Here is a 19,784-nt window from a genome sequence, read left to right on the forward strand (position 1 = left end):
TGTATGAAATCAGCCATCCGATGAAAATGCACGTTCGGACGGCTGATATGATTTTTTTCTATTAGAACTCCAGAATGGCTCCCTTATTTGCGCTGGAAACCATCTTTGCGTAGCGTTTCAGATAGCCTGTGGTTACTTTCGGCTCTCTCGGAGTCCATGCAGCTTTTCTGCGTGCCAGCTCTTCATCCGATACGGCAAGCTCCAGCTTGTGCTCTGGAATATTGATGCGGATCAGGTCGCCTTCCTCAACGAGCGCGATCGGACCGCCTTCTGCTGCCTCAGGGCTGACATGACCGATGGATGCACCGCGGGATGCGCCGGAGAAACGGCCGTCTGTAATCAGAGCTACGGAAGAGCCAAGTCCCATACCTGCAATCGCAGAGGTCGGATTCAGCATCTCACGCATACCAGGGCCTCCCTTTGGTCCCTCATAACGGATGACAACAACGTCGCCTGCCACAATCTTGCCGCCGCGGATTGCCTCGATGGCATCCTCCTCACAGTCGAAGACTCTGGCCGGTCCTTCGTGAACCTGCATCTCCGGTACAACGGCAGAACGTTTGACGACTGCGGTATCCGGTGCCAGGTTTCCTTTCAGGACAGCAATACCGCCGGTCTTGCTGTATGGATTTTCTACCGGACGGATGATCTCCGGGTTTTTGTTGACACAGCCTTTGATATTCTCGCCAACGGTCTTTCCGGTTGCGGTCATGCACTCGGTGTGCAGAAGTCCCAGTTTATTCAGCTCGTTCATAACGGCATAAACACCGCCGGCCTCGTTCAGCTCCTCAATGTAGTGGTATCCTGCCGGAGCCAGATGGCAGAGGTTCGGGGTCTTCTCACTGATGGCATTTGCCATCTCCGGATTCAGCTCTACGCCTGCCTCATGCGCGATGGCCGGCAGATGCAGCATACTGTTGGTGGAACATCCAAGTGCCATATCGACGGTCAACGCATTTAAGAATGCTTCTTTTGTCATAATGTCTCTTGGACGGATATTCTGTTTTAACAGCTCCATAACCTGCATACCGGCTCTCTTGGCCAGGCGCAGACGCTCGGAATATACGGCCGGAATCGTTCCGTTTCCTTTCAAGCCCATGCCGAGAACCTCGGTCAGACAGTTCATGCTGTTTGCCGTGTACATACCGGAGCAGGAACCGCAGGTCGGGCATGCATTGCACTCAAAATCATAAACATCTTCCTCTGTCATAGTTCCGGCTGCGTAGGATCCAACCGCCTCGAACATGCTGGAAAGACTTCTCTTCTCACCTTTTACATGGCCGGCAAGCATCGGACCGCCGCTGACAAATACGGTCGGAACATTGACTCTTGCTGCTGCCATCAAAAGGCCAGGTACGTTCTTATCACAGTTCGGGATACATACCAGTGCATCAAACTGGTGAGCCATTGCCATACACTCGGTGGAATCGGCGATCAGGTCACGGGTAACGAGGGAATATTTCATTCCGATGTGGCCCATGGCAATACCGTCACAGACTGCAATGGCCGGGAACACGATCGGTGTTCCGCCTGCCATGGCAACGCCCATTTTTACAGCTTCTGTAATTTTATCCAGGTTCATATGACCCGGTACGATCTCATTGTAGGAGCTTACAATTCCTACGAGCGGTTTTTTCATTTCTTCTTCGGTCAGACCCAGCGCACGCATCAGAGAACGCTGTGGCGCCTGTGCGATTCCTTTTTTTACAGCATCACTTCTCATGATTTTTTCCTCTTTTCTTATCTTACAGTTTTATGCCAGTGCTTTTACCAGCAGATCTCCCATTTCGGATGTAGATACCTGGGTACATCCCTCAGACATAATGTCTACGGTGCGGTATCCGTCTTTTAAAATTTTCTGTACAGCATTTTCGACTGCCTCTGCCTCCTGATCGAGATCCAGGGAATAGCGGAGCATCATGGCTGCGGACAGAACCGTTGCAATCGGGTTTGCGATGTTCTTTCCTGCGATGTCCGGTGCAGAGCCGTGGCTTGGCTCGTACAGACCAAATTTTGTCTCGTTCAGGCTGGCGGAAGAAAGCATTCCGATCGAGCCTGCTACCATACTTGCCTCATCGGAAAGAATATCTCCGAACATGTTCTCGGTCAGAACGACGTCAAACTGGCACGGATTGTGGACGATCTGCATCGCACAGTTGTCGACCAGCATATGCTCTAAGGTAACTTCCGGGTAATCTTTTGCAACATCCTCTACCACGGATCTCCACAGACGGGAGGAATCGAGAACGTTTGCTTTATCTACGCTCGTTACTTTTTTCTTTCTCTTCATGGCGATGTCGAATGCACGGATTGCAATGCGGCGGATTTCGGTCTCGCTGTAGGTCAGCGTATCGGTTGCTTTCCGGATGCCGTTTTCTTCTACAGTGCTGCGCTCTCCAAAGTACAGGCCGCCAGTCAGCTCACGCATAATCAGCATGTCGAAGCCCTCGCCGATGATCTCTTCTTTTAACGGGCAGGCATCCTTCAATTCCTGATACAGGTAAGCCGGACGCAGGTTTGCAAACAGGCCTAACGATTTCCGGATTTTTAAGAGTCCTGCCTCCGGGCGCTTGTCCGGGCTTAATTTGTACCATGAGGATGTTTTTGCATCTCCTCCGATGGATCCCATCAGGACAGCGTCGCATTTCTTTGCTTCTTCTATGGTTTCATCTGTCAGCGGCACGCCGTGCACATCAATGGAGGCTCCGCCCAGCAGAAGGTTGGTATATTCAAACTTATGTCCATATTTCTCGCAGACAGCGTCCAGAACTTTTTTTGCTTCCTTTACAATTTCCGGTCCGATTCCGTCACCGTGAATTAATCCAATACGGTATTCCATATCTTTCTCCCTCTTTTCTTCCGGCTGAAAAACCGTTCTATTTTCTCTGCGTCTATAGCATTTCTAAATTATACGCCATTTTTCCGGTAATTTCAACACGAAATTTCTTTGCATCGGACGAAACGCAATAATCTTTTTGCTTTTTTTCCATTTAGAAGAAAAATACGCGGCATTTTTCCCCGTTTTCGCCGTGTTCCGCCGAAGAAGTTTCGGGGGCGAAAAAAACGCAGGCATTCGTTCTTTTTGAATACCTGCGTTTTTCCTGGCTTTTCGCCGTGTGAAATTATTTTTTCTTTTCTGTTTTCTCTTCAACGACTGCTGTCTCCGGTTTTTCAACCTCTGTGATGGCTGTTTTGCGCATCGGGATACGGCAGTTTTTGTTGTTTCCGAACTCTACGATGACATCGTCGTCTGTGATATCGATGACTACGCCGTAGAAACCGCTTGTTGTGATGACTGCATCGCCGACTGCGAGGTCATTCAGCATTGCCTGCAGTTTTTTCTGCTCTTTCTTCTGCGGGCGGATCATTAAGAAATACATCATACCGAACATGATGACCAGCCACATAATTAACATACCAGTGCTCATCACACCGCTGTTTGCTGCTGTTGTTGTTGCTAAAAACATTTTCTTTCCTCCTGTTATTCGAGAGTACATCCCGTTCTTTCGACACACCTATCATAATACACAATCTGGAACCGATGGGCAAGTCTTTTTCGGATATTTTCCAAAGATTTCATACTTTCCCGATTACTTTTTGTCGTATTCCTCAAATCCTGCGAGTTTTGCCCGTTTGTAGGAAGCAAAATTGCCCTCGTCCAGTGCAGTCCGGATTTCTGTCATCATATTGTTGTAGAAATACAGGTTGTGCAGAACACAGAGCCGCATGCCGAGCATCTCTTTTGCTTTCAGCAGATGACGGATGTAGGCTCTGCTGTAGTGACGGCACGCCGGGCACTGGCAGCCTTCCTCGATCGGGCGCGGATCCAGCTCGTATTTCTGGTTGAACAGATTCATTTTTCCATGGTTTGTGTAAACGTGGCCGTGGCGTCCGTTCCGGCTCGGATATACGCAGTCGAAGAAATCGATGCCGCGCTCTACGCCCTCGAGGATATTTGCCGGCGTTCCAACGCCCATCAGATACGTCGGTTTGTCTTTCGGCAGGTACGGAACGACTTCGTCGAGAATATGGTACATCTCCTCGTGGCTCTCTCCTACTGCCAGGCCGCCGACCGCATAGCCATCGAGATCCATCTCGGAAATCCGTTTTGCATGGTCAATGCGGATATCCTCATAAATCGCACCCTGGTTGATTCCGAACAGAAGCTGATGTTTGTTGATCGTGTCTTCCCGCTGGTTCAGCTCCTGCATCTTATTTTTGCATCGCTGCAGCCATCTCGCCGTGCGGTCGACAGAGTTTTGCACATAACGGCGCTCTGCCACACTAGACGGGCACTCGTCGAAAGCCATCGCGATGGTTGAAGCCAGGTTGGACTGGATCTGCATACTCTCCTCCGGTCCCATAAAGATCTTTCTTCCATCTACGTGCGAGTGGAAATAGACACCCTCCTCCTTGATTTTCCGAAGGCCTGCCAGAGAAAACACCTGGAATCCGCCGGAATCGGTCAGGATCGGTTTGTCCCAGACCATGAATTTGTGGAGTCCGCCCATCTTCTTTACGACTTCATCTCCCGGGCGCACATGGAGGTGATACGTATTGGAAAGTTCTACCTGCGTGCCGATCTGCTGGAGATCTTCGGTGGAAACAGCTCCCTTGATTGCTGCTGCAGTTCCGACATTCATGAATACCGGCGTCTCGATATTGCCGTGCACGGTTTCCATATGGGCGCGCTTCGCTCTTCCTTCCATTTTCAGAATTTTATACATAACGCTTTTCATCCTTTCTCAATGATCCCTGCCTCCTGTTTTCATGCAGGGCATACTATTTTTAGTATACAGGCAAAATCTGTTTTTGACAATGCCTGAATTTTCTTTTTTCTGCCTTTTTCCCTCCTGGTTTCTCCATTTTTCACAAGGACTTTATACTTTTTTCGTAAGACATCGCCCTTTTTCCAATTGTATTTCCTTATTTTTTGTCGTATAATGTGTTGAGATTGTTTCTTATTATAAAAGGAGTTTGATTCATGACTGATAAAAAATATACTCTCGGAATCGACATCGGTTCCACCACTGTTAAAATTGCGATCCTCGACGAAGAGAACCAGCTTCTCTTTGCCGATTACGAGCGCCATTTTGCAAACATTCAGGAAACCCTTGCCCACCTGCTCGGGGAAGCACACGAAAAACTGGGCGAACTGACCCTGCAGCCGGTCATCACCGGTTCCGGCGGACTTGCGCTTGCCAACCACCTCGGCATCCCGTTCACGCAGGAAGTTATCGCGGTTTCCACTTCGTTAAAAGCACTCGCTCCGCAGACCGACGTTGCCATCGAGCTCGGCGGTGAGGATGCCAAGATCATCTATTTTGAGGGCGGCAATGTGGAGCAGCGTATGAACGGTATCTGCGCCGGCGGCACCGGTTCTTTCATCGACCAGATGGCTTCTCTTCTGCAGACCGATGCAACCGGACTCAACGAATACGCGAAGCATTACCAGGCGATTTATCCGATCGCAGCACGCTGCGGTGTATTCGCAAAAACCGATATCCAGCCGCTCATCAACGACGGTGCAACAAAAGAGGATCTTTCCGCTTCCATTTTCCAGGCAGTTGTCAACCAGACCATTTCTGGTCTTGCCTGCGGTAAACCGATCCGCGGCCACGTTGCCTTTCTCGGCGGCCCGCTGCACTTCCTCTCGGAATTAAAGACAGCATTCGTCCGTACCTTAAAACTGGATGACGAGCATACAATCGTACCGGACAACTCCCACCTGTTTGCAGCCATCGGTTCTGCGATGAATGCAGACGGAAAAACCGAGATTTCCCTTCTCGCACTGAAAAAACGGCTCGAAGAGAAAGTTGCTATCGATTTTGAGGTTGCCCGTCTTGAGCCGCTGTTTAAAGATCAGGCCGAGTATGACGAATTTCTGGCGCGCCAGAGTGTCAACAACGTCGTGACCGCCGATCTTTCCACCTACGAGGGAAACTGCTATCTCGGTATTGATGCCGGTTCCACGACGACCAAAGCTGCACTCGTCGGCGAAGACGGTGCTCTTCTCTATTCCTTCTACAGCAACAACCACGGAAATCCGCTCGGCACATCGATCCGCGCGATCCAGGAGATCTACTCCAAACTGCCGGATTCCGCACAGATCGCCTGGTCCTGTTCGACCGGTTACGGCGAGGCGCTCATCAAAGCTGCACTGATGCTGGACGAGGGTGAGGTAGAGACGATTTCCCATTATTACGCTGCCGCGTTCTTCGATCCGGAAGTCGACTGTATTCTCGACATCGGCGGCCAGGATATGAAGTGCATCAAGATCAAAAACGGCACTGTAGACAGCGTACAGCTGAACGAGGCATGTTCCTCCGGCTGCGGTTCCTTCATCGAGACGTTCGCGCAGTCCCTGAACTACAGCGTGCAGGATTTCGCGCATGAGGCGCTGTTTGCAAAACACCCGATCGATCTTGGTACCCGCTGTACCGTATTTATGAATTCCAAGGTAAAACAGGCGCAGAAAGAGGGCGCATCCGTCGCCGATATTTCTGCCGGACTTGCCTGCTCCGTTATTAAAAACGCATTATATAAGGTAATTAAAGTTTCGGATGCCACCGAGCTGGGACGCCACATCGTCGTACAGGGCGGTACGTTCTACAACGACGCTGTTCTCCGAAGCTTTGAACGGATCGCCAACTGCGAAGCCATCCGCCCGGACATCGCCGGCATCATGGGTGCGTTCGGTGCGGCGCTGATCGCAAGAGAGCGCTACTCCGCCGATCAGGAGACCACGATGCTCTCCATTGAAAAGATCAACGAGCTGAAATATTCGACCACGATGGCAAACTGTAAGGGATGTACGAACAGCTGCCGTCTGACCATCAACAAATTCTCCGGCGGCCGTCAGTACATCAGCGGAAACCGCTGCGAGCGCGGTATCGGAAAAGAGAAAAACAAAGATCATATTCCGAACCTGTTCGAATACAAATACAAACGGATCTTCGGCTACCAGCCGCTGCCGCAGGATGAAGCGATCCGCGGAGAGGTCGGCATTCCGAGAGTCCTCAATATGTTTGAGAATTATCCGTTCTGGTACACCTTCTTTACGCAGCTGAAATACCGCGTGGTACTCTCTCCGACCTCGAGCCGCAAGATCTACGAGCTCGGTATTGAGTCGATTCCAAGTGAATCCGAGTGCTATCCGGCCAAACTGGCGCACGGCCATGTGACCTGGCTCTTACGCCACGGTGTGAAGTTCATCTTCTACCCGTGTATCCCGTACGAGCGCACCGAGTTCCCGGAAGCCATCAACCACTACAACTGCCCGATCGTTACCTCGTATGCGGAAAATATCAAAAACAACGTGGACGAGCTGCAGGACGATTCCATTACGTTCCGCAATCCGTTCCTTGCGTTTACGAGTGAAAAGGTGCTTGCCGATGGTCTTGTCAAAGAGTTCTCCGGTCTGCCGGAGGATGAAGTCCGTGCTGCTGTTCATGCCGGATGGGAAGAGCTTGGTGCTGCAAGACGCGATATGCAGAAAAAAGGCGAGGAAACGCTTCAGTATATGAAAGAAACCGGACGCAGAGGCATCGTGCTTGCCGGCCGTCCATACCACATCGATCCGGAAATCCATCACGGTATCCCGGATATGATCAACTCCTACGGACTGTGCGTGCTGACGGAGGACTCTGTTTCCCATCTGGCACCGCTCGAGCGTCCGCTCCGTGTCAATGACCAGTGGATGTACCACACCCGTCTGTATGCAGCTGCAAACTATGTAAAGACACGCGACGATCTTGACCTGATTCAGCTGAACTCGTTCGGCTGCGGTCTCGACGCCGTTACCACCGATGAGGTTTATGAGATTCTGACCAGAAGCGGCAAGATTTATACCTGCCTGAAGATCGATGAGGTCAACAACCTCGGCGCTGCCAGAATCCGTGTCCGCTCTCTGCTCGCTGCCCTCCGTGCACATGACCGGAAACAGGCGGTACGCGAGATTCTTCCGTCCTCGATCCAGAAACCGGTCTTCACGAAAGAAATGCGGAAAGACTACACCATCCTCTGCCCGCAGATGTCACCGATCCACTTCTCGCTTCTGCAGCCGGCGTTCAACGCAGCCGGATACAATCTGGAAGTGCTTCCGAACGACAACAAAGAGGCGGTCGATGTCGGACTGAAATACGTCAACAACGATGCCTGCTATCCGTCTCTGATGGTAGTCGGACAGATTATGCAGGCGCTGCTCTCCGGCAAGTATGACCTGAACAAAGTGGCTGTCATCATGAGCCAGACCGGCGGCGGCTGCCGTGCTTCGAACTACATCGGATTTATCCGCCGTGCGCTGGAGAAGGCCGATATGACGCAGATTCCGGTCATCTCGATTAACTTGAGCGGTCTGGAGGAAAATCCGGGCTTCAAGATCACGCCGGATCTTGCGATTCGTCTCTGCTATGCAGCAGAATTCGGCGATATCATGATGAAATGTATTTACCGGATGCGTCCTTATGAGCAGAAAAAGGGCACGACAGACCGGATTCACAAGAAATGGGAGAAGATCTGTATTGATTTTGTTTCGGCAAAACATTTAAGCCATACCCGCTTTAAACAGATCTGCCGCACGATGATCCGCGACTTTGACCATATTCCGATTACGGATGAGAAGAAACCTCGCGTTGGTATTGTCGGCGAGATTCTCGTTAAGTTCCTTCCGGCGGCGAATAACCATCTGGCGGAGCTGCTCGAAAGTGAAGGTGCGGAGCCGGTTGTGCCGGATCTGATTGATTTCTTCTGCTACTGCTTCTACAATACGAATTTCAAGGTGGAGCACCTTGGCTTCAAGAAGAGTTCTTCGATGCTCGGAAATACGGGTATCAAGCTGATCAACTGGCTACGGAGTGCGGCTGTTGCAGAGTTCAAGAAGAGTGAGCATTTTGATCCGCCGGCTGACGTACGGGATCTGGCCAAATATGCTTCTCCGATCGTCTCCTGCGGCAACCAGACTGGTGAGGGATGGTTCCTGACCGGCGAGATGATGGAGCTGATCCACAGCGATGTTTACAATATCGTCTGCATCCAACCGTTCGCGTGCCTGCCGAACCATATTGTCGGCAAGGGTGTTATTAAGGCGATCCGCAAGGAGTATCCGAAGGCGAATATTGTGGCGGTTGACTACGATCCGGGCGCTTCGGAGGTTAACCAGCTCAATCGTATTAAGCTGATGCTTTCTACTGCGAATAAAAACCTGAAGCAGGAGCCAAATGGCGAGAAAGACGCGTAAAATTACATAATATATTTTCTGAACATCAAAATAAATCCCCGGCCGGAAAGCTGTTATCAAGGCTTTCCGGCCGGGGATTCGTTTTACTTTTGTTTTGTTGTTTTTAACGGTAAATCCGCAGAATACGCAGGACTTTTACCAGTTTGGTTCCCATTGGCATGCGGCGCATTTCGGCTTCGGTTGTGCCGGTTACGACGACGAAGGCGATCAGGTAGACGACAATGGCGATCAGAATCGCGATCAGCATGCTGATGGACGGGCGTTTGGTGATGGCAAAGAGGCCGTAGTAAACAACCCAGGTTACGACTCCCATGATGGCGGCTGCGATCAATGGTTTTACGTAGGTGTTTTTGAACTCGTTGCGGAAGTTCAGGTGTTTGCGGATCGAAAGGTTATTCAATACGCACATGCTCAGCGAGAACAGGATTCCTGCGAAGACAACGGCATAGATGTTTGTCTTCGGGAAGACTGCGAGGATCAGAGCCAGGACGATGAGGTCCATTCCGAGGGAAATGGCTGCGTTATGCAGGGCTTTTTTCTGCTGGCCGATGGACTGCAGGACGCTGTTGGTGATGGTGGACAGGGCCGAGAATACGACCGAAACGGCGCCCATCATCAGCAGTTTTCCGGAAAGGCTGGAGCTTGACGGGAACAAGACTCCTGTGATCGGGAATGCGAGTACGCCAAGGCCGACGGCTGCCGGGATGGAGATGAACATCGTCAGGCGGATGGTCTCGAGGATTTTGTCGTTTGCCTCATCAAGGTCACCGGTTGCATAGCAGGAGGACACCTCCGGCATCATGGCGGATGCAGATGCACTTGCCATGGCAAGCGGAACGTTGATCAGGGTGACGTAGTAGTTGGAGAACTCTCCGTATGCAGCGTTCAGTGCTTTCTGGTTTTCACCGTGCCATCCGAGGATGGTGAAGAACAGGTAGTTGTCCAGGTAAGCGTTGCAGTTGTAAATAAAGGTCGTAAAGATGACCGGCGTTACCATCAGGAAAAGGACCTGGAAAATTTCACGGTAGGATTCTTCACGGTGATGTGTGTCTTTGGCAGCTTTCCGCAGAATTGTTTTCCGGTTTACGCCGTAAACGATCAGCATAAAGCAGAGGCCTGCCAGGACACCGGCTCCTGTTCCGAGGGTTCCGCCGGCGGCACCGAATTTGGCATGTTCGGTATCGTTTGTCGCGAACTGCTGGATGAAGAACCAGGCGGCGCCAATACTGAATGCGGCGTTGAATACCTGCTCGATGATCTGTGAGATCGAGGTCGGCATCATCGTGCTGTGGGCCTGGAAATAACCGCGCAGAACGCCGAGAACAGCCGAGAAAAAGATGGTCGGCGCCAGTACGCGTAAGGCAAGGAGTGCATTCTGCTGGTTATACGGCAGAAGGAATTTTCCGCCGAAAAATGCCACCAGTGCAGCGATTCCGCCGACAATTACCGCATAAATCAGGGCACCGTGGAAGACGCGGTGTGCGTTGCGGTACTCTTTTAAGGCCAGGCGCTCGGATACGATTTTCGACACTGCCATCGGAATACTGTAGGACGAGATCAGCAGCAGGATCGTGTACAGATTGCTCGCTGTACTGTAATAGCCAAGTCCCTCATTTCCAATGGTTTCGCCGAGCGGTGACCGGTACAGCAGGCCGATCACACGCGAGATAATCGTTGCGGCCATTAAAATAGAAGTATTTCTCAGTAACGTATTTTTCTTTTTACTCATTCTTTCGCTCCCCGGATTACATTTTCGATCTGCCAGTCAATCGGCGCAAGACCGTTTTCCTCCAGATATTCATTCGTTCTGGAAAACGGGTGGCTGCCGAAAAATCCGCGGTATGCAGAAAGCGGGCTCGGATGAGCGGACATCAGCACCAGATGCTTCGGATTGTGGATCATCTCTTTTTTGCGCTGTGCCGGTCTTCCCCAGAGTATAAATACCATCGGGCGGTCCTGCTCGGCGAGCACTTTGATTGCCGCGTCGGTGAACTGCTCCCAGCCGATTTCCTTGTGGGAATTTGCCTGATGTGCACGTACAGTCAGCACTGTATTCAGCATTAAAACACCCTGCCGTGCCCATTTTTCGAGATATCCGTTGTTCGGGATATAGCATCCCAGATCGTCCTCAAGTTCCTTGTAAATGTTGACCAGGGACGGCGGAATACTTACCTCTGGTTTTACAGAAAAGCAGAGCCCGTGCGCCTGTCCCGGCTCATGGTACGGATCCTGGCCCAGGATGACCACTTTTACCTGCTCAAGCGGGGTAAAGTGGAACGCATTGAAAATATCATCAGCCGGTGGGTAAATCGTGTGGGTTTTGTACTCCGCTCCCACCGTCTGAAACAGTTTTTTATAATAATCTTTGGAGAATTCTCCTTTCAGGGCATTTGCCCAGCTTCCGCTAAGAGGCGGCATATCGTTTTCTTCCTTCCTTTTACAGGCGGACCGGCACATTACGGCCTGCCAGATATTCTTTGACTTCACGAATTTCCAGTTCTTTGTAGTGGAACAGGGATGCGGCGAGGGCTGCATCGGCTTTTCCTTCGGTTAAGGCATCATAAAAATGCTCCAGCGTTCCTGCGCCGCCGGATGCGATGACCGGGATGCCGACGCTCTCTGCGATCGTTCTTGTCAGCTCGATATCGTATCCCGCCTTTGTTCCGTCGCAGTCCATGCTGGTGAGCAGAATTTCTCCGGCTCCGAGGCTCTCGGCTTTTTTCGCCCACTCGACGGCGTCGATGCCGACATCGATCCGGCCGCCGTTTTTGTAGATATTCCAGCCGCTTCCGTCAGCTCTCTTCTTCGCATCGATCGCAACGACCACGCACTGGCTGCCAAATTTCTGCGCCGCATCGCCAATGAGCTGCGGATTGTTGATTGCGGAGGAGTTGATCGAAATTTTGTCGGCTCCCTCGCGGAGCAGCATCTTGAAATCGTCTACGGTACGGATTCCGCCGCCGACGGTGAATGGGATGAAGACGTTTGCTGCTACTTTGCGCACCATATTGATGACCGTTCCTCTCTGATCGGAGGAGGCGGTGATGTCGAGGAACACAACTTCATCGGCTCCTGCCTTGTCGTACGCTTTTGCAATCTCCACCGGGTCTCCGGCATCTTTTAAATCGACGAAATTAACGCCTTTTACGACTCTTCCGTTTTTTACATCCAGGCATGGGATAATTCGTTTTGTAAACATCGCTTAGTCCTCCTCTCCAATTTCCGCAAAGTTTTTCAGAATGGCAAGTCCAAGATCTGAACTCTTTTCCGGGTGGAACTGGCAGGCGAACAGATTTCCTTTTTCCACGGATGCATGGATGTGTGTACTGTACTCTGTCGTTGCTTTTATAATTTCCTCCTCTTCTGCTTTCAGATAGTAGGAGTGGACAAAGTAAACATACGATTCCTGCGGGATGCCTTTGAATAAGCGTCCCTCGTTCTGCAGATGGATGGAATTCCAGCCCATGTGCGGAATCTTTAAGCCCTCTTTGTCCGGAATCCGAAGGATTTCTCCTTTTAACAGGCCAAGGCCTTCCACGCCCGGGCTCTCCTCGCTGCGTTCAAACAGGATCTGCAGTCCGAGACAGATTCCAAGAAACGGAGTCCCTTTTTCTACGATTTCATGAATGACCTGTACCAGATGATAGCGGTTCAGATTTTCCATCGCATCTCCAAAGCTGCCGACACCCGGCAGAACGACGTGATCTGCGCGTTTTAACACGTCTGGATCCCTGGTCAGTACAACCTCTTTTCCAAGGCTTTGAAAGGCTTTTTCCACGCTTTTTATATTTCCGGCATCATAATCGATCAGTGCAATCATAGGTGGGTCCTCCTCGTTTGTTATTTCAGTCCACGCCCCCTGTCATTGGGGGCATCTCTGCTGTTCTTTTGCAAACAGTACACTTCATTCTAACATACCGTTTTCTAAAATTCAAATTTTGAAAGTTATAAAATTATACAAAAATGCAGAAATTCTTAAGATTTCTTTTACTCCCGCTCCTTTCTTTCTTTTTATACTGGACAAATGGCGGGCATCACGCTACAATAAGAGCGTTGCACTAAGAAACGATAACATTTTGTAAAAAACGAGAGGTGTATATGATTACCAAATATCTGATTGTATTTTTGATTTCCATGGTTCCGCTCATCGAGCTGCGTGGTGCGATTCCGTACGCGGTAGCTTTCCATATTCCGACGCTTCCGGCCTATCTGATCGCCGTCATCGGAAATATGCTTCCTGTTCCGGTTATTTTCCTGTTCGCTCGAAAGGTTCTTGTCTGGGGATGTGATAAAAAGTATATCGGAAAGTTCTTCACCTGGTGTCTGGAAAAAGGCGAAAAAGGCGGGGAAAAACTGAAAGCAAAAGCCGGCCGCGGACTTCCGCTCGCCCTGCTGCTCTTCGTCGGCATCCCGCTCCCGGGAACCGGCGCATGGACCGGCACACTGGCCGCAAGTATCCTCGATATGGACTTTAAGACCAGCGTTCTCGCCATCATGGGCGGTGTTCTCCTTGCAAGCGTCATCATGCTGCTTGCAAGTTCCGGCGTATTCGGGGCAATTGGGGCGCTTTTGGCGTAAACGGCTCTGCTTCCGTTTCAATTCCATAAAATTTGGCTTACAGCCGCACAGATTTGTTTTTCCGATCTGTGCGGCTGTTTTTGTATAACTTTTTTCTAACAGAAATTTTCCCTGCTGTTTCCTGTTCACGTTTTTCCGGATCGAATTCTGTTTCTTTTCTTCCAGTATTTTCTTGTACTATTTTCATTTTTCCTCTTGAACATTCGTTCGATTTGTGTTACACTTCTTTTATCGAACAGTTGTTCTTTTTATAAAATACCTGTTATCTTATTGTTTTACTTTTATTCGTATTCATTTGGACATAGAAAGGAATTTTTCTGCCATGCAGTTATCATCACAAACACTTTCTCTCTCCGAGAAGCTGAATCTTCTCGCTGACGCGGCCAAATACGACGTTGCGTGCACTTCCAGCGGTGTGAACCGTGCCGGAAAACAGGGACATCTCGGCAATTCGGTCTCCTGCGGTATCTGCCACAGCTTTTCTTCCGACGGACGCTGTATCTCTCTGTTGAAAATTCTGCAGAGCAACGACTGTATCTACGACTGTAAATACTGCGTCAACCGCGCCGGGAATGACCGGCAGCGCGCCACGTTTACACCGGAGGAGGTCTGTACACTCGTCACGGAATTTTATCGCCGAAACTATATTGAGGGACTCTTTTTAAGTTCCGCCGTCTGCAAAAATCCTGCCCATACGATGGAGCTCATGTACCGCACTCTGCATCTTTTACGTAATCGTTACCGCTTTAACGGCTACATCCACGTCAAAGCTATCCCGGGCGCACCCGCCGAGCTGATCGAAAAGACCGGCTATCTCGCCGACCGCATGAGCGTCAATCTGGAACTCCCGACCGGAGAAGGGCTGCAGAAACTGGCCCCGCAGAAGACACAGAAAGCGATTTTAAAACCCATGCGCCAGATCCAGTCCGGTATTGTAGATTACCGGCTGACCGCAGGGAAAAGCGCTTTTTTAGAGCGTTCCTCGGGAAACCGCTATCTCTCCCTCTCCATTTTCGATACACGAAAGCAGATTTCCGCCTCCGCTGCCGATCTGGGCTGGATCTCTTCCTCCTCCGCGCGGTCACTGCCGGAAAAGGAACGCTCTGCTCCCTTCGTTCCTGCCGGCCAGAGCACGCAGATGATCATCGGTGCGACAAAGGAAAACGATTACCAGCTTCTCTCCACCTCACAGCTTCTCTACCAGCAGTATGACCTGAAGCGCGTCTTTTACTCCGCCTACATTCCGGTCAACGAGGATTCCGCCCTGCCCTCACGTGAAACCAAGCCGCCGCTTCTTCGGGAACACCGCCTTTATCAGGCAGACTGGCTGCTCCGCTTCTACGGTTTTCAGGCGGATGAACTGCTCGATGAAGCCCACCCGAACTTTCATGCACAGCTCGACCCGAAATGCGACTGGGCGCTGCGCCATATGGAGCTGTTTCCGGTGGAGATCAACACGGCTGAGTATGCCGACCTTCTGCGCGTTCCCGGCATCGGGCCGAAATCGGCCATGCGGATTGTAAAGAGCCGCAGAAGCTCCCATCTTTCATTTGATCATCTGAAAAAGATCGGTGTGGTGCTGAAACGCGCCAAATATTTTATCACCTGCGAGGGAAAAATGATGTATCACATGCGGCTGGAACAGCAGTTTCTGACCCGGCAGCTCACGGGAGAGGAAGCCGCCTCCAACTGGGAGGTTTCCCATCCGGAACAGTATCAGCAGCTTTCTCTGTTTGATGCTGCCGTACCTGGGCATATATAATCCCGGGCGTTCTTCTCACGGAAAAGCCTTTTTGCTGTATCTGCGCTTTTTGCAGAAGGCTGTTGTCTGTATCAATTGATTTCAGAAAGGATTTTATTATGACTGTTTACACCTGCAGCCCGGATCTTGCGTCGATCCTGACCTGCATCTATGAAGCCTGGAATTCCCGTCTCGGCTACCGCAATGTACGGCTGATGACGGAACCAGTCGGCAATCTGGAGCTGTTCTGCGATTACTGCCATGTTGAGCCGGACACAGAAAAAGCCGCCAGCGTCACGCGATCCATTCAAAAGAAGATCGGCGCAGCAGCCTGGCGGCTCGTCTATCTCTGTGCAATGTCCGAGAGAAGCGACGCTCCCGACATCATTTATCGTTTTCTGCTCTACGGCTTTTCCTATGGAAAGGATACCCTGCATATGCTGCAGGAACCGGCGGTATTCCACGCTTTTGAAGTTTCCCGTCAGGTCACAAATGAAGCGCATTCGTTCCGGGAATTTATCCGTTTTGCAAATATTTCCTCCGGTTTTCCGATCCTGGTCTCGCATATTTCCCCGAAAGCCAATGTGCTGACCCTGGTCGCTCCCCATTTTTCTGACCGGCTTCCCTCAGAAAACTGGATGATTCTCGATGATAACCGGCAGCTTGCCGTCGTGCATCCCGCTGACCGGCCCTTTTATCTGACCCGTCTTTCTCCGGATGAAATAGAACGCCTTTCCCTCACGGAATCCACTTCGGACCCTTACGAAGAACTCTGGAAAGGATTTTTCACCGCAATTGCCATCAAAGAGCGTTCCAATCCCGACTGTCAGCGTACGCATCTGCCGCTCCACTACCGGGATCATATGCCGGAATTTAAAAATTTTTAGAGTCTTAGAATTTTTCCAGCTGTTCCATGTTCAGCACAAACACAGTACAGCCTCCTGTCTGGGTATCAATCGGAACAGAGTAATTTCCGCCCGGGCAGAAGTTTCCGCTTTCCATCGGGGTGGCCGCATAGGTAACTGTTTTCCGAAGCCCTGCTTCCTGTTTTAAGATCGCAAGCACAGCGTCGAGCTTATGATCATCGGTTCCGATCAGCAGTGTTGTGTTCTTCTCCTTCAGGAAACCGCCGGTCGTGGCAAGCTCCGTCACAAAAAAGCCTTTTTTGTTCAACTCGGCAATGGTGTCTGCCTCGTCCTCTTTCCGTAATACAGCAACAATTAACTTCATACAAATTCCTCCTCGCATCCTCCGGTCAAACGGATTCTGATTTTTGAAAAGTCAGCTGCTTATGCCGTATGGCACATTGCATTTTTCTGTTTTCACAGTAAAAATAGCATAATGTCACGGAAAAAGAAAGTCTTTTTTTACTTTTTCACTTCAAATCCGTATGACACGGTTCCATTTTCGAATACCGCGTCCACTTCGTAGATGTAGCCGGCCTCGGCTCCCGGAATGCTCCAGCTCTCCGCATGCTCCACAGAAACGCTTTCTCCCTCCGGGTAACCATTGCCAAAGTTCTGCCCCCGGTCTTCGGCCGGCCATCTTTCTGCTGTGACAGAATCCGGCTCCTCCGAGAAGACAAGCTCCAGATCGGTTTTTCCTTCGTCATTTGCTGTATGCAGATCACTCAGTTCCGTCCATTCCAGAATGAACGCACTGTCCGCAACGACGTTCTGACCATTGCCGTCCTCATCAACATAAGACCAGGTATAACCTCCCTGTGTTGCCATAGCTGTCACCTGGGCATTTGGCTGTGTGTAGCACAGATTCAGAAACGGAATTTCCGATGGATCCTTTTCCGGCAGAATCTGGGAAAGTTCCTCATCGAATTTTTCTGCATCCGCCTCCGTACCGCCGCTGATTCTCATAATACGGCTGATACCCGGATATTGTCCCGGATAGGAGTTCAGCATAATACCGTCGCCCTCCACTTGAAGAAAATCTCCTTTTTTGATCTCGGACGGATCAATAGCATTTCCATTTTCATCGTAAAGTGTGTCGGACGGTGTATGTGTCACATAGATGTTTCCGTGTTCCAGATCTCCCAGGTACCATAACCCGGAATCTTCTGCAAGAAATACGGCTTTCTGTACTTCTTCTGCCCTATTGCTGTCCGCTGCAGTACTTGCTGTATCTGCATTCAGATTTCGGTCCCGTTCCGTTTTCATATAGATTCCGCCTCCAATCAGCACGGCGGCAACTACAACACCGGTCACTCCAAAAATAACTGCGTTTTCTTTTTTCATAAGCGTATTCTTCCTTTCCTGTTGTTTTCCCGTTTTTTTTACACGACTTGTTTTATCTTTCTGCAAGACATGCAAGAAACGGTTCCCCGTACTTTTCAAATTTGCTCTCGCCGACACCAGAGACCGCCAGCATTTCCTCTTTGTTGGACGGTTTCTCCATCGCCATCTGGATCAGTGTTTTATCCGAGAAGATAATATACGGAGGCACTTTATGCTCCTTTGCAAGCTCCATCCGGAGTGCCCGCAGTTTTTCGAATACCGCGGCCTCCTCGTTGGAAAGATCCTTTGCCGCTGCCGAGGTTTTTGTCTTTGTCTTCTCTTTTGCGGCTTTCGGAATCCGTTTTTCTTCTTTTGCCATCTTCATCAGCATCGTGCCGTCCTCATCCAGCAGCTCCGCCGCTTTTGGCAACAGGCGCACAATGCTGTATGTGTCGGCCGTTACATAGAGATATTCCCGGACCTGCAGTTCATTTAAGATCTGCCGCAGCCGGTAGACCGGCTCTTTTGCCAGTTCCCCGTAATGGGAGTTTTCATCCATGCGGTACTGGCGGATTTTCGCGGTATTCGCACCGTGCAGGGTATCGAGAATCACCGTCGTGCCGTAGCGCTGACGGCATTCCCGCACACAGCCAAGGATTGCCTTTGCCGCCGCTGTCACATCCACCGTTTCAAATTCCGAGAGGCAGTTGGAACAGTTTCCACAGTAATTGGAACCGTATTCCCCGAAATACCTCAGGATATAATCTCTGAGGCACTCATGGGTGAAACAGTAAAACGTCATTTTCTTCAGCCGTTCCTCCTCCCGCTGACGGATCAGCGCTGTCGTCTCGGGATCCTCACTCTCCTGCGCCATGTTTTCGATAAAAAACTGGTTTGTGATGACGTCCTGTCCCGCGTACAGCAGAATACATTCCGCCGGAAGGCCGTCCCTGCCTGCTCGTCCGGCCTCCTGATAATAGCTTTCCATGTTTTTCGGCATATTATAATGGATGACGTACCGCACATTCGATTTATCGATTCCCATACCAAAAGCGTTTGTCGCTACCATGATCTGCTTCCGGTCATAAATAAAATCTTCCTGGTTTTCCTTCCGTTCCAGGTCAGAGAGACCCGCATGGTATCTTGTGACAGAATATCCTTTCTGCTCGAGTTTCTCACAGACCTCCTCCACATTTTTTCTGGTCAGACAGTAAATAATTCCGCAGTCCGCCTCGTGCTCTGCAAGGAATGATTCCACGGCTGCGAATTTATCTTTCGGCTGCTGTACCGTAAATTTCAGATTTTTCCGGTCAAAGCCTGTGACCAGACGTACCGGATCACGCAAAGACAGTAGTGCTTCGATATCATCCCGTACCTCTTTTGTTGCCGTTGCCGTAAAGGCACCGATCACCGGCCGTGCGGGAAGCTGCTCGACAAACTCTGTGATTTTCAGGTAGCTTGGGCGGAAATCCTGACCCCACTGGGAAATACAGTGTGCCTCATCAACACTAATCATCGAAATTTCCATCGACTGCACCGCGCACAAAAATTCCGGTGTCAGAAGGCGTTCCGGGGCGACATAAATAATCTTGTACCGGCCCTCCATGGCAAAGCCGAGTGCCTTCCGGTACTGCGCCGCACTTAAGGAGCTGTTCAGAAACGCAGCGTGAATCCCCGCCTGGTTCAGGGTCGATACCTGATCCTTCATCAGAGAAATCAACGGTGATACCACCAGGGTAATTCCTGGCAGCAGAAGCGCCGGAATCTGATAACACAGCGATTTTCCTGCTCCGGTCGGCATGATGCCGAGCACGTCCTGTCCGTTCAGAAGCGCATCCACCAGCATCTCCTGCCCCTCCCGGAAGGAATCGTAACCGAAGTACTTTTTTAAAACCTCATATTTTGTCATCTTGTTTTTCTCTGCCCTTTCCATCCACTCTACCTCCATTGTGACATAGATTGCAGGTAAAGTCAAACAGATGTGTGCCGCATGTTTTCT

General features: G+C 50.6%; 16 protein-coding genes. 4 read left to right on the top strand and 12 right to left on the bottom strand.

What is annotated here, in order from left to right; translation table 11 throughout:
* Positions 1 to 61: 61 nt before the first annotated feature.
* The 5 genes from ilvD to tgt form a co-directional block, all read right to left on the bottom strand.
* Positions 62 to 1,723, bottom strand: a complete 1,662-nt coding sequence (gene ilvD, locus DWX00_RS07475; protein ID WP_117801682.1) for a dihydroxy-acid dehydratase — start codon at positions 1,721 to 1,723, stop codon at positions 62 to 64.
* A gap of 30 nt (positions 1,724 to 1,753) precedes the next feature.
* Entirely contained in the window at positions 1,754 to 2,839 is a 1,086-nt protein-coding gene (gene leuB, locus DWX00_RS07480) for a 3-isopropylmalate dehydrogenase (RefSeq protein WP_117804396.1), read from the bottom strand.
* Between the two features lie 63 nt (positions 2,840 to 2,902).
* A complete protein-coding gene (locus tag DWX00_RS19860) occupies positions 2,903 to 3,151 on the bottom strand; it encodes a hypothetical protein (protein ID WP_117804395.1) in 249 nt (82 codons plus the stop codon).
* Positions 3,123 to 3,467: a preprotein translocase subunit YajC gene (yajC, locus tag DWX00_RS07490; RefSeq protein ID WP_117509198.1), complete on the bottom strand. Its 345-nt coding sequence runs from the start codon at positions 3,465 to 3,467 to the stop codon at positions 3,123 to 3,125. Before yajC ends, DWX00_RS19860 begins: the two co-directional genes overlap by 29 nt.
* 123 nt (positions 3,468 to 3,590) lie before the next feature.
* A complete protein-coding gene (gene tgt / locus DWX00_RS07495) occupies positions 3,591 to 4,727 on the bottom strand; it encodes a tRNA guanosine(34) transglycosylase Tgt (protein ID WP_117804425.1) in 1,137 nt (378 codons plus the stop codon).
* 257 nt (positions 4,728 to 4,984) lie between these two features.
* Between tgt and DWX00_RS07500 the strand changes: the two genes are divergently transcribed.
* A complete protein-coding gene (locus tag DWX00_RS07500; RefSeq protein ID WP_118594945.1) occupies positions 4,985 to 9,238 on the top strand; it encodes a 2-hydroxyacyl-CoA dehydratase in 4,254 nt (1,417 codons plus the stop codon).
* Positions 9,239 to 9,341: 103 nt separating this feature from the next.
* Here the strand turns inward: DWX00_RS07500 and DWX00_RS07505 are convergent, their stop codons facing one another.
* Genes DWX00_RS07505 through hisH form a run of 4 tightly spaced genes read right to left on the bottom strand, consistent with a single transcriptional unit; the run spans position 9,342 to position 13,058 of the window.
* Complete coding sequence (locus DWX00_RS07505) at positions 9,342 to 10,967, bottom strand: putative polysaccharide biosynthesis protein (RefSeq protein ID WP_022461927.1); 1,626 nt, start codon at positions 10,965 to 10,967, stop codon at positions 9,342 to 9,344.
* Entirely contained in the window at positions 10,964 to 11,656 is a 693-nt protein-coding gene (locus DWX00_RS07510; protein ID WP_022461926.1) for a uracil-DNA glycosylase, read from the bottom strand. Before DWX00_RS07510 ends, DWX00_RS07505 begins: the two co-directional genes overlap by 4 nt.
* 19 nt (positions 11,657 to 11,675) lie before the next feature.
* Positions 11,676 to 12,437 carry an imidazole glycerol phosphate synthase subunit HisF gene (gene hisF / locus DWX00_RS07515; RefSeq protein ID WP_118594946.1) on the bottom strand — a complete coding sequence of 254 codons (762 nt, stop codon included), beginning with the start codon at positions 12,435 to 12,437 and terminating at the stop codon, positions 11,676 to 11,678.
* Between the two features lie 3 nt (positions 12,438 to 12,440).
* Entirely contained in the window at positions 12,441 to 13,058 is a 618-nt protein-coding gene (gene hisH, locus DWX00_RS07520) for an imidazole glycerol phosphate synthase subunit HisH (protein ID WP_118594947.1), read from the bottom strand.
* 278 nt (positions 13,059 to 13,336) lie between these two features.
* Here hisH and DWX00_RS07525 point away from each other — a divergent pair, with 278 nt between their 5' ends.
* The 3 genes from DWX00_RS07525 (at position 13,337) to DWX00_RS07535 (ending at position 16,444) form a co-directional block, all read left to right on the top strand.
* Positions 13,337 to 13,816, top strand: a complete 480-nt coding sequence (locus DWX00_RS07525; RefSeq protein WP_055265411.1) for a COG2426 family protein — start codon at positions 13,337 to 13,339, stop codon at positions 13,814 to 13,816.
* A gap of 322 nt (positions 13,817 to 14,138) precedes the next feature.
* Entirely contained in the window at positions 14,139 to 15,578 is a 1,440-nt protein-coding gene (locus DWX00_RS07530) for a putative DNA modification/repair radical SAM protein (protein WP_118594948.1), read from the top strand.
* A gap of 98 nt (positions 15,579 to 15,676) precedes the next feature.
* Positions 15,677 to 16,444: a TIGR03915 family putative DNA repair protein gene (locus DWX00_RS07535; RefSeq protein ID WP_117509204.1), complete on the top strand. Its 768-nt coding sequence runs from the start codon at positions 15,677 to 15,679 to the stop codon at positions 16,442 to 16,444.
* A 4-nt stretch (positions 16,445 to 16,448) separates the two neighbouring features.
* Here DWX00_RS07535 and DWX00_RS07540 read toward each other — a convergent pair whose 3' ends face one another.
* From DWX00_RS07540 to recQ, 3 genes are all read right to left on the bottom strand, one after another.
* Positions 16,449 to 16,787, bottom strand: a complete 339-nt coding sequence (locus tag DWX00_RS07540; protein ID WP_055227503.1) for a cyclic-di-AMP receptor — start codon at positions 16,785 to 16,787, stop codon at positions 16,449 to 16,451.
* 137 nt (positions 16,788 to 16,924) lie between these two features.
* Entirely contained in the window at positions 16,925 to 17,806 is an 882-nt protein-coding gene (locus tag DWX00_RS07545) for a hypothetical protein (RefSeq protein WP_117509205.1), read from the bottom strand.
* Positions 17,807 to 17,858: 52 nt separating this feature from the next.
* A complete protein-coding gene (recQ, locus tag DWX00_RS07550; RefSeq protein ID WP_117509420.1) occupies positions 17,859 to 19,694 on the bottom strand; it encodes a DNA helicase RecQ in 1,836 nt (611 codons plus the stop codon).
* Between the last annotated feature and the right edge of the window lie 90 nt (positions 19,695 to 19,784).

This window comes from Blautia sp. AF17-9LB, assembly GCF_003479185.1.
In the GTDB taxonomy this organism is placed as follows: domain Bacteria; phylum Bacillota; class Clostridia; order Lachnospirales; family Lachnospiraceae; genus Fusicatenibacter; species Fusicatenibacter saccharivorans.

What these genes read in the sequence shown, in the direction of transcription:
- ilvD (WP_117801682.1), bottom strand. Translation starts at nt 1,723, where the DNA reads ATGAGAAGTGATGCTGTAAAAAAAGGAATCGCACAGGCGCCACAGCGT.
- leuB (WP_117804396.1), bottom strand. Translation starts at nt 2,839, where the DNA reads ATGGAATACCGTATTGGATTAATTCACGGTGACGGAATCGGACCGGAA.
- yajC (WP_117509198.1), bottom strand. Translation starts at nt 3,467, where the DNA reads ATGTTTTTAGCAACAACAACAGCAGCAAACAGCGGTGTGATGAGCACT.
- tgt (WP_117804425.1), bottom strand. Translation starts at nt 4,727, where the DNA reads ATGTATAAAATTCTGAAAATGGAAGGAAGAGCGAAGCGCGCCCATATG.
- DWX00_RS07500 (WP_118594945.1), top strand. Translation starts at nt 4,985, where the DNA reads ATGACTGATAAAAAATATACTCTCGGAATCGACATCGGTTCCACCACT.
- DWX00_RS07505 (WP_022461927.1), bottom strand. Translation starts at nt 10,967, where the DNA reads ATGAGTAAAAAGAAAAATACGTTACTGAGAAATACTTCTATTTTAATG.
- DWX00_RS07510 (WP_022461926.1), bottom strand. Translation starts at nt 11,656, where the DNA reads ATGCCGCCTCTTAGCGGAAGCTGGGCAAATGCCCTGAAAGGAGAATTC.
- hisF (WP_118594946.1), bottom strand. Translation starts at nt 12,437, where the DNA reads ATGTTTACAAAACGAATTATCCCATGCCTGGATGTAAAAAACGGAAGA.
- hisH (WP_118594947.1), bottom strand. Translation starts at nt 13,058, where the DNA reads ATGATTGCACTGATCGATTATGATGCCGGAAATATAAAAAGCGTGGAA.
- DWX00_RS07525 (WP_055265411.1), top strand. Translation starts at nt 13,337, where the DNA reads ATGATTACCAAATATCTGATTGTATTTTTGATTTCCATGGTTCCGCTC.
- DWX00_RS07530 (WP_118594948.1), top strand. Translation starts at nt 14,139, where the DNA reads ATGCAGTTATCATCACAAACACTTTCTCTCTCCGAGAAGCTGAATCTT.
- DWX00_RS07535 (WP_117509204.1), top strand. Translation starts at nt 15,677, where the DNA reads ATGACTGTTTACACCTGCAGCCCGGATCTTGCGTCGATCCTGACCTGC.
- DWX00_RS07540 (WP_055227503.1), bottom strand. Translation starts at nt 16,787, where the DNA reads ATGAAGTTAATTGTTGCTGTATTACGGAAAGAGGACGAGGCAGACACC.
- DWX00_RS07545 (WP_117509205.1), bottom strand. Translation starts at nt 17,806, where the DNA reads ATGAAAAAAGAAAACGCAGTTATTTTTGGAGTGACCGGTGTTGTAGTT.
- recQ (WP_117509420.1), bottom strand. Translation starts at nt 19,694, where the DNA reads ATGACAAAATATGAGGTTTTAAAAAAGTACTTCGGTTACGATTCCTTC.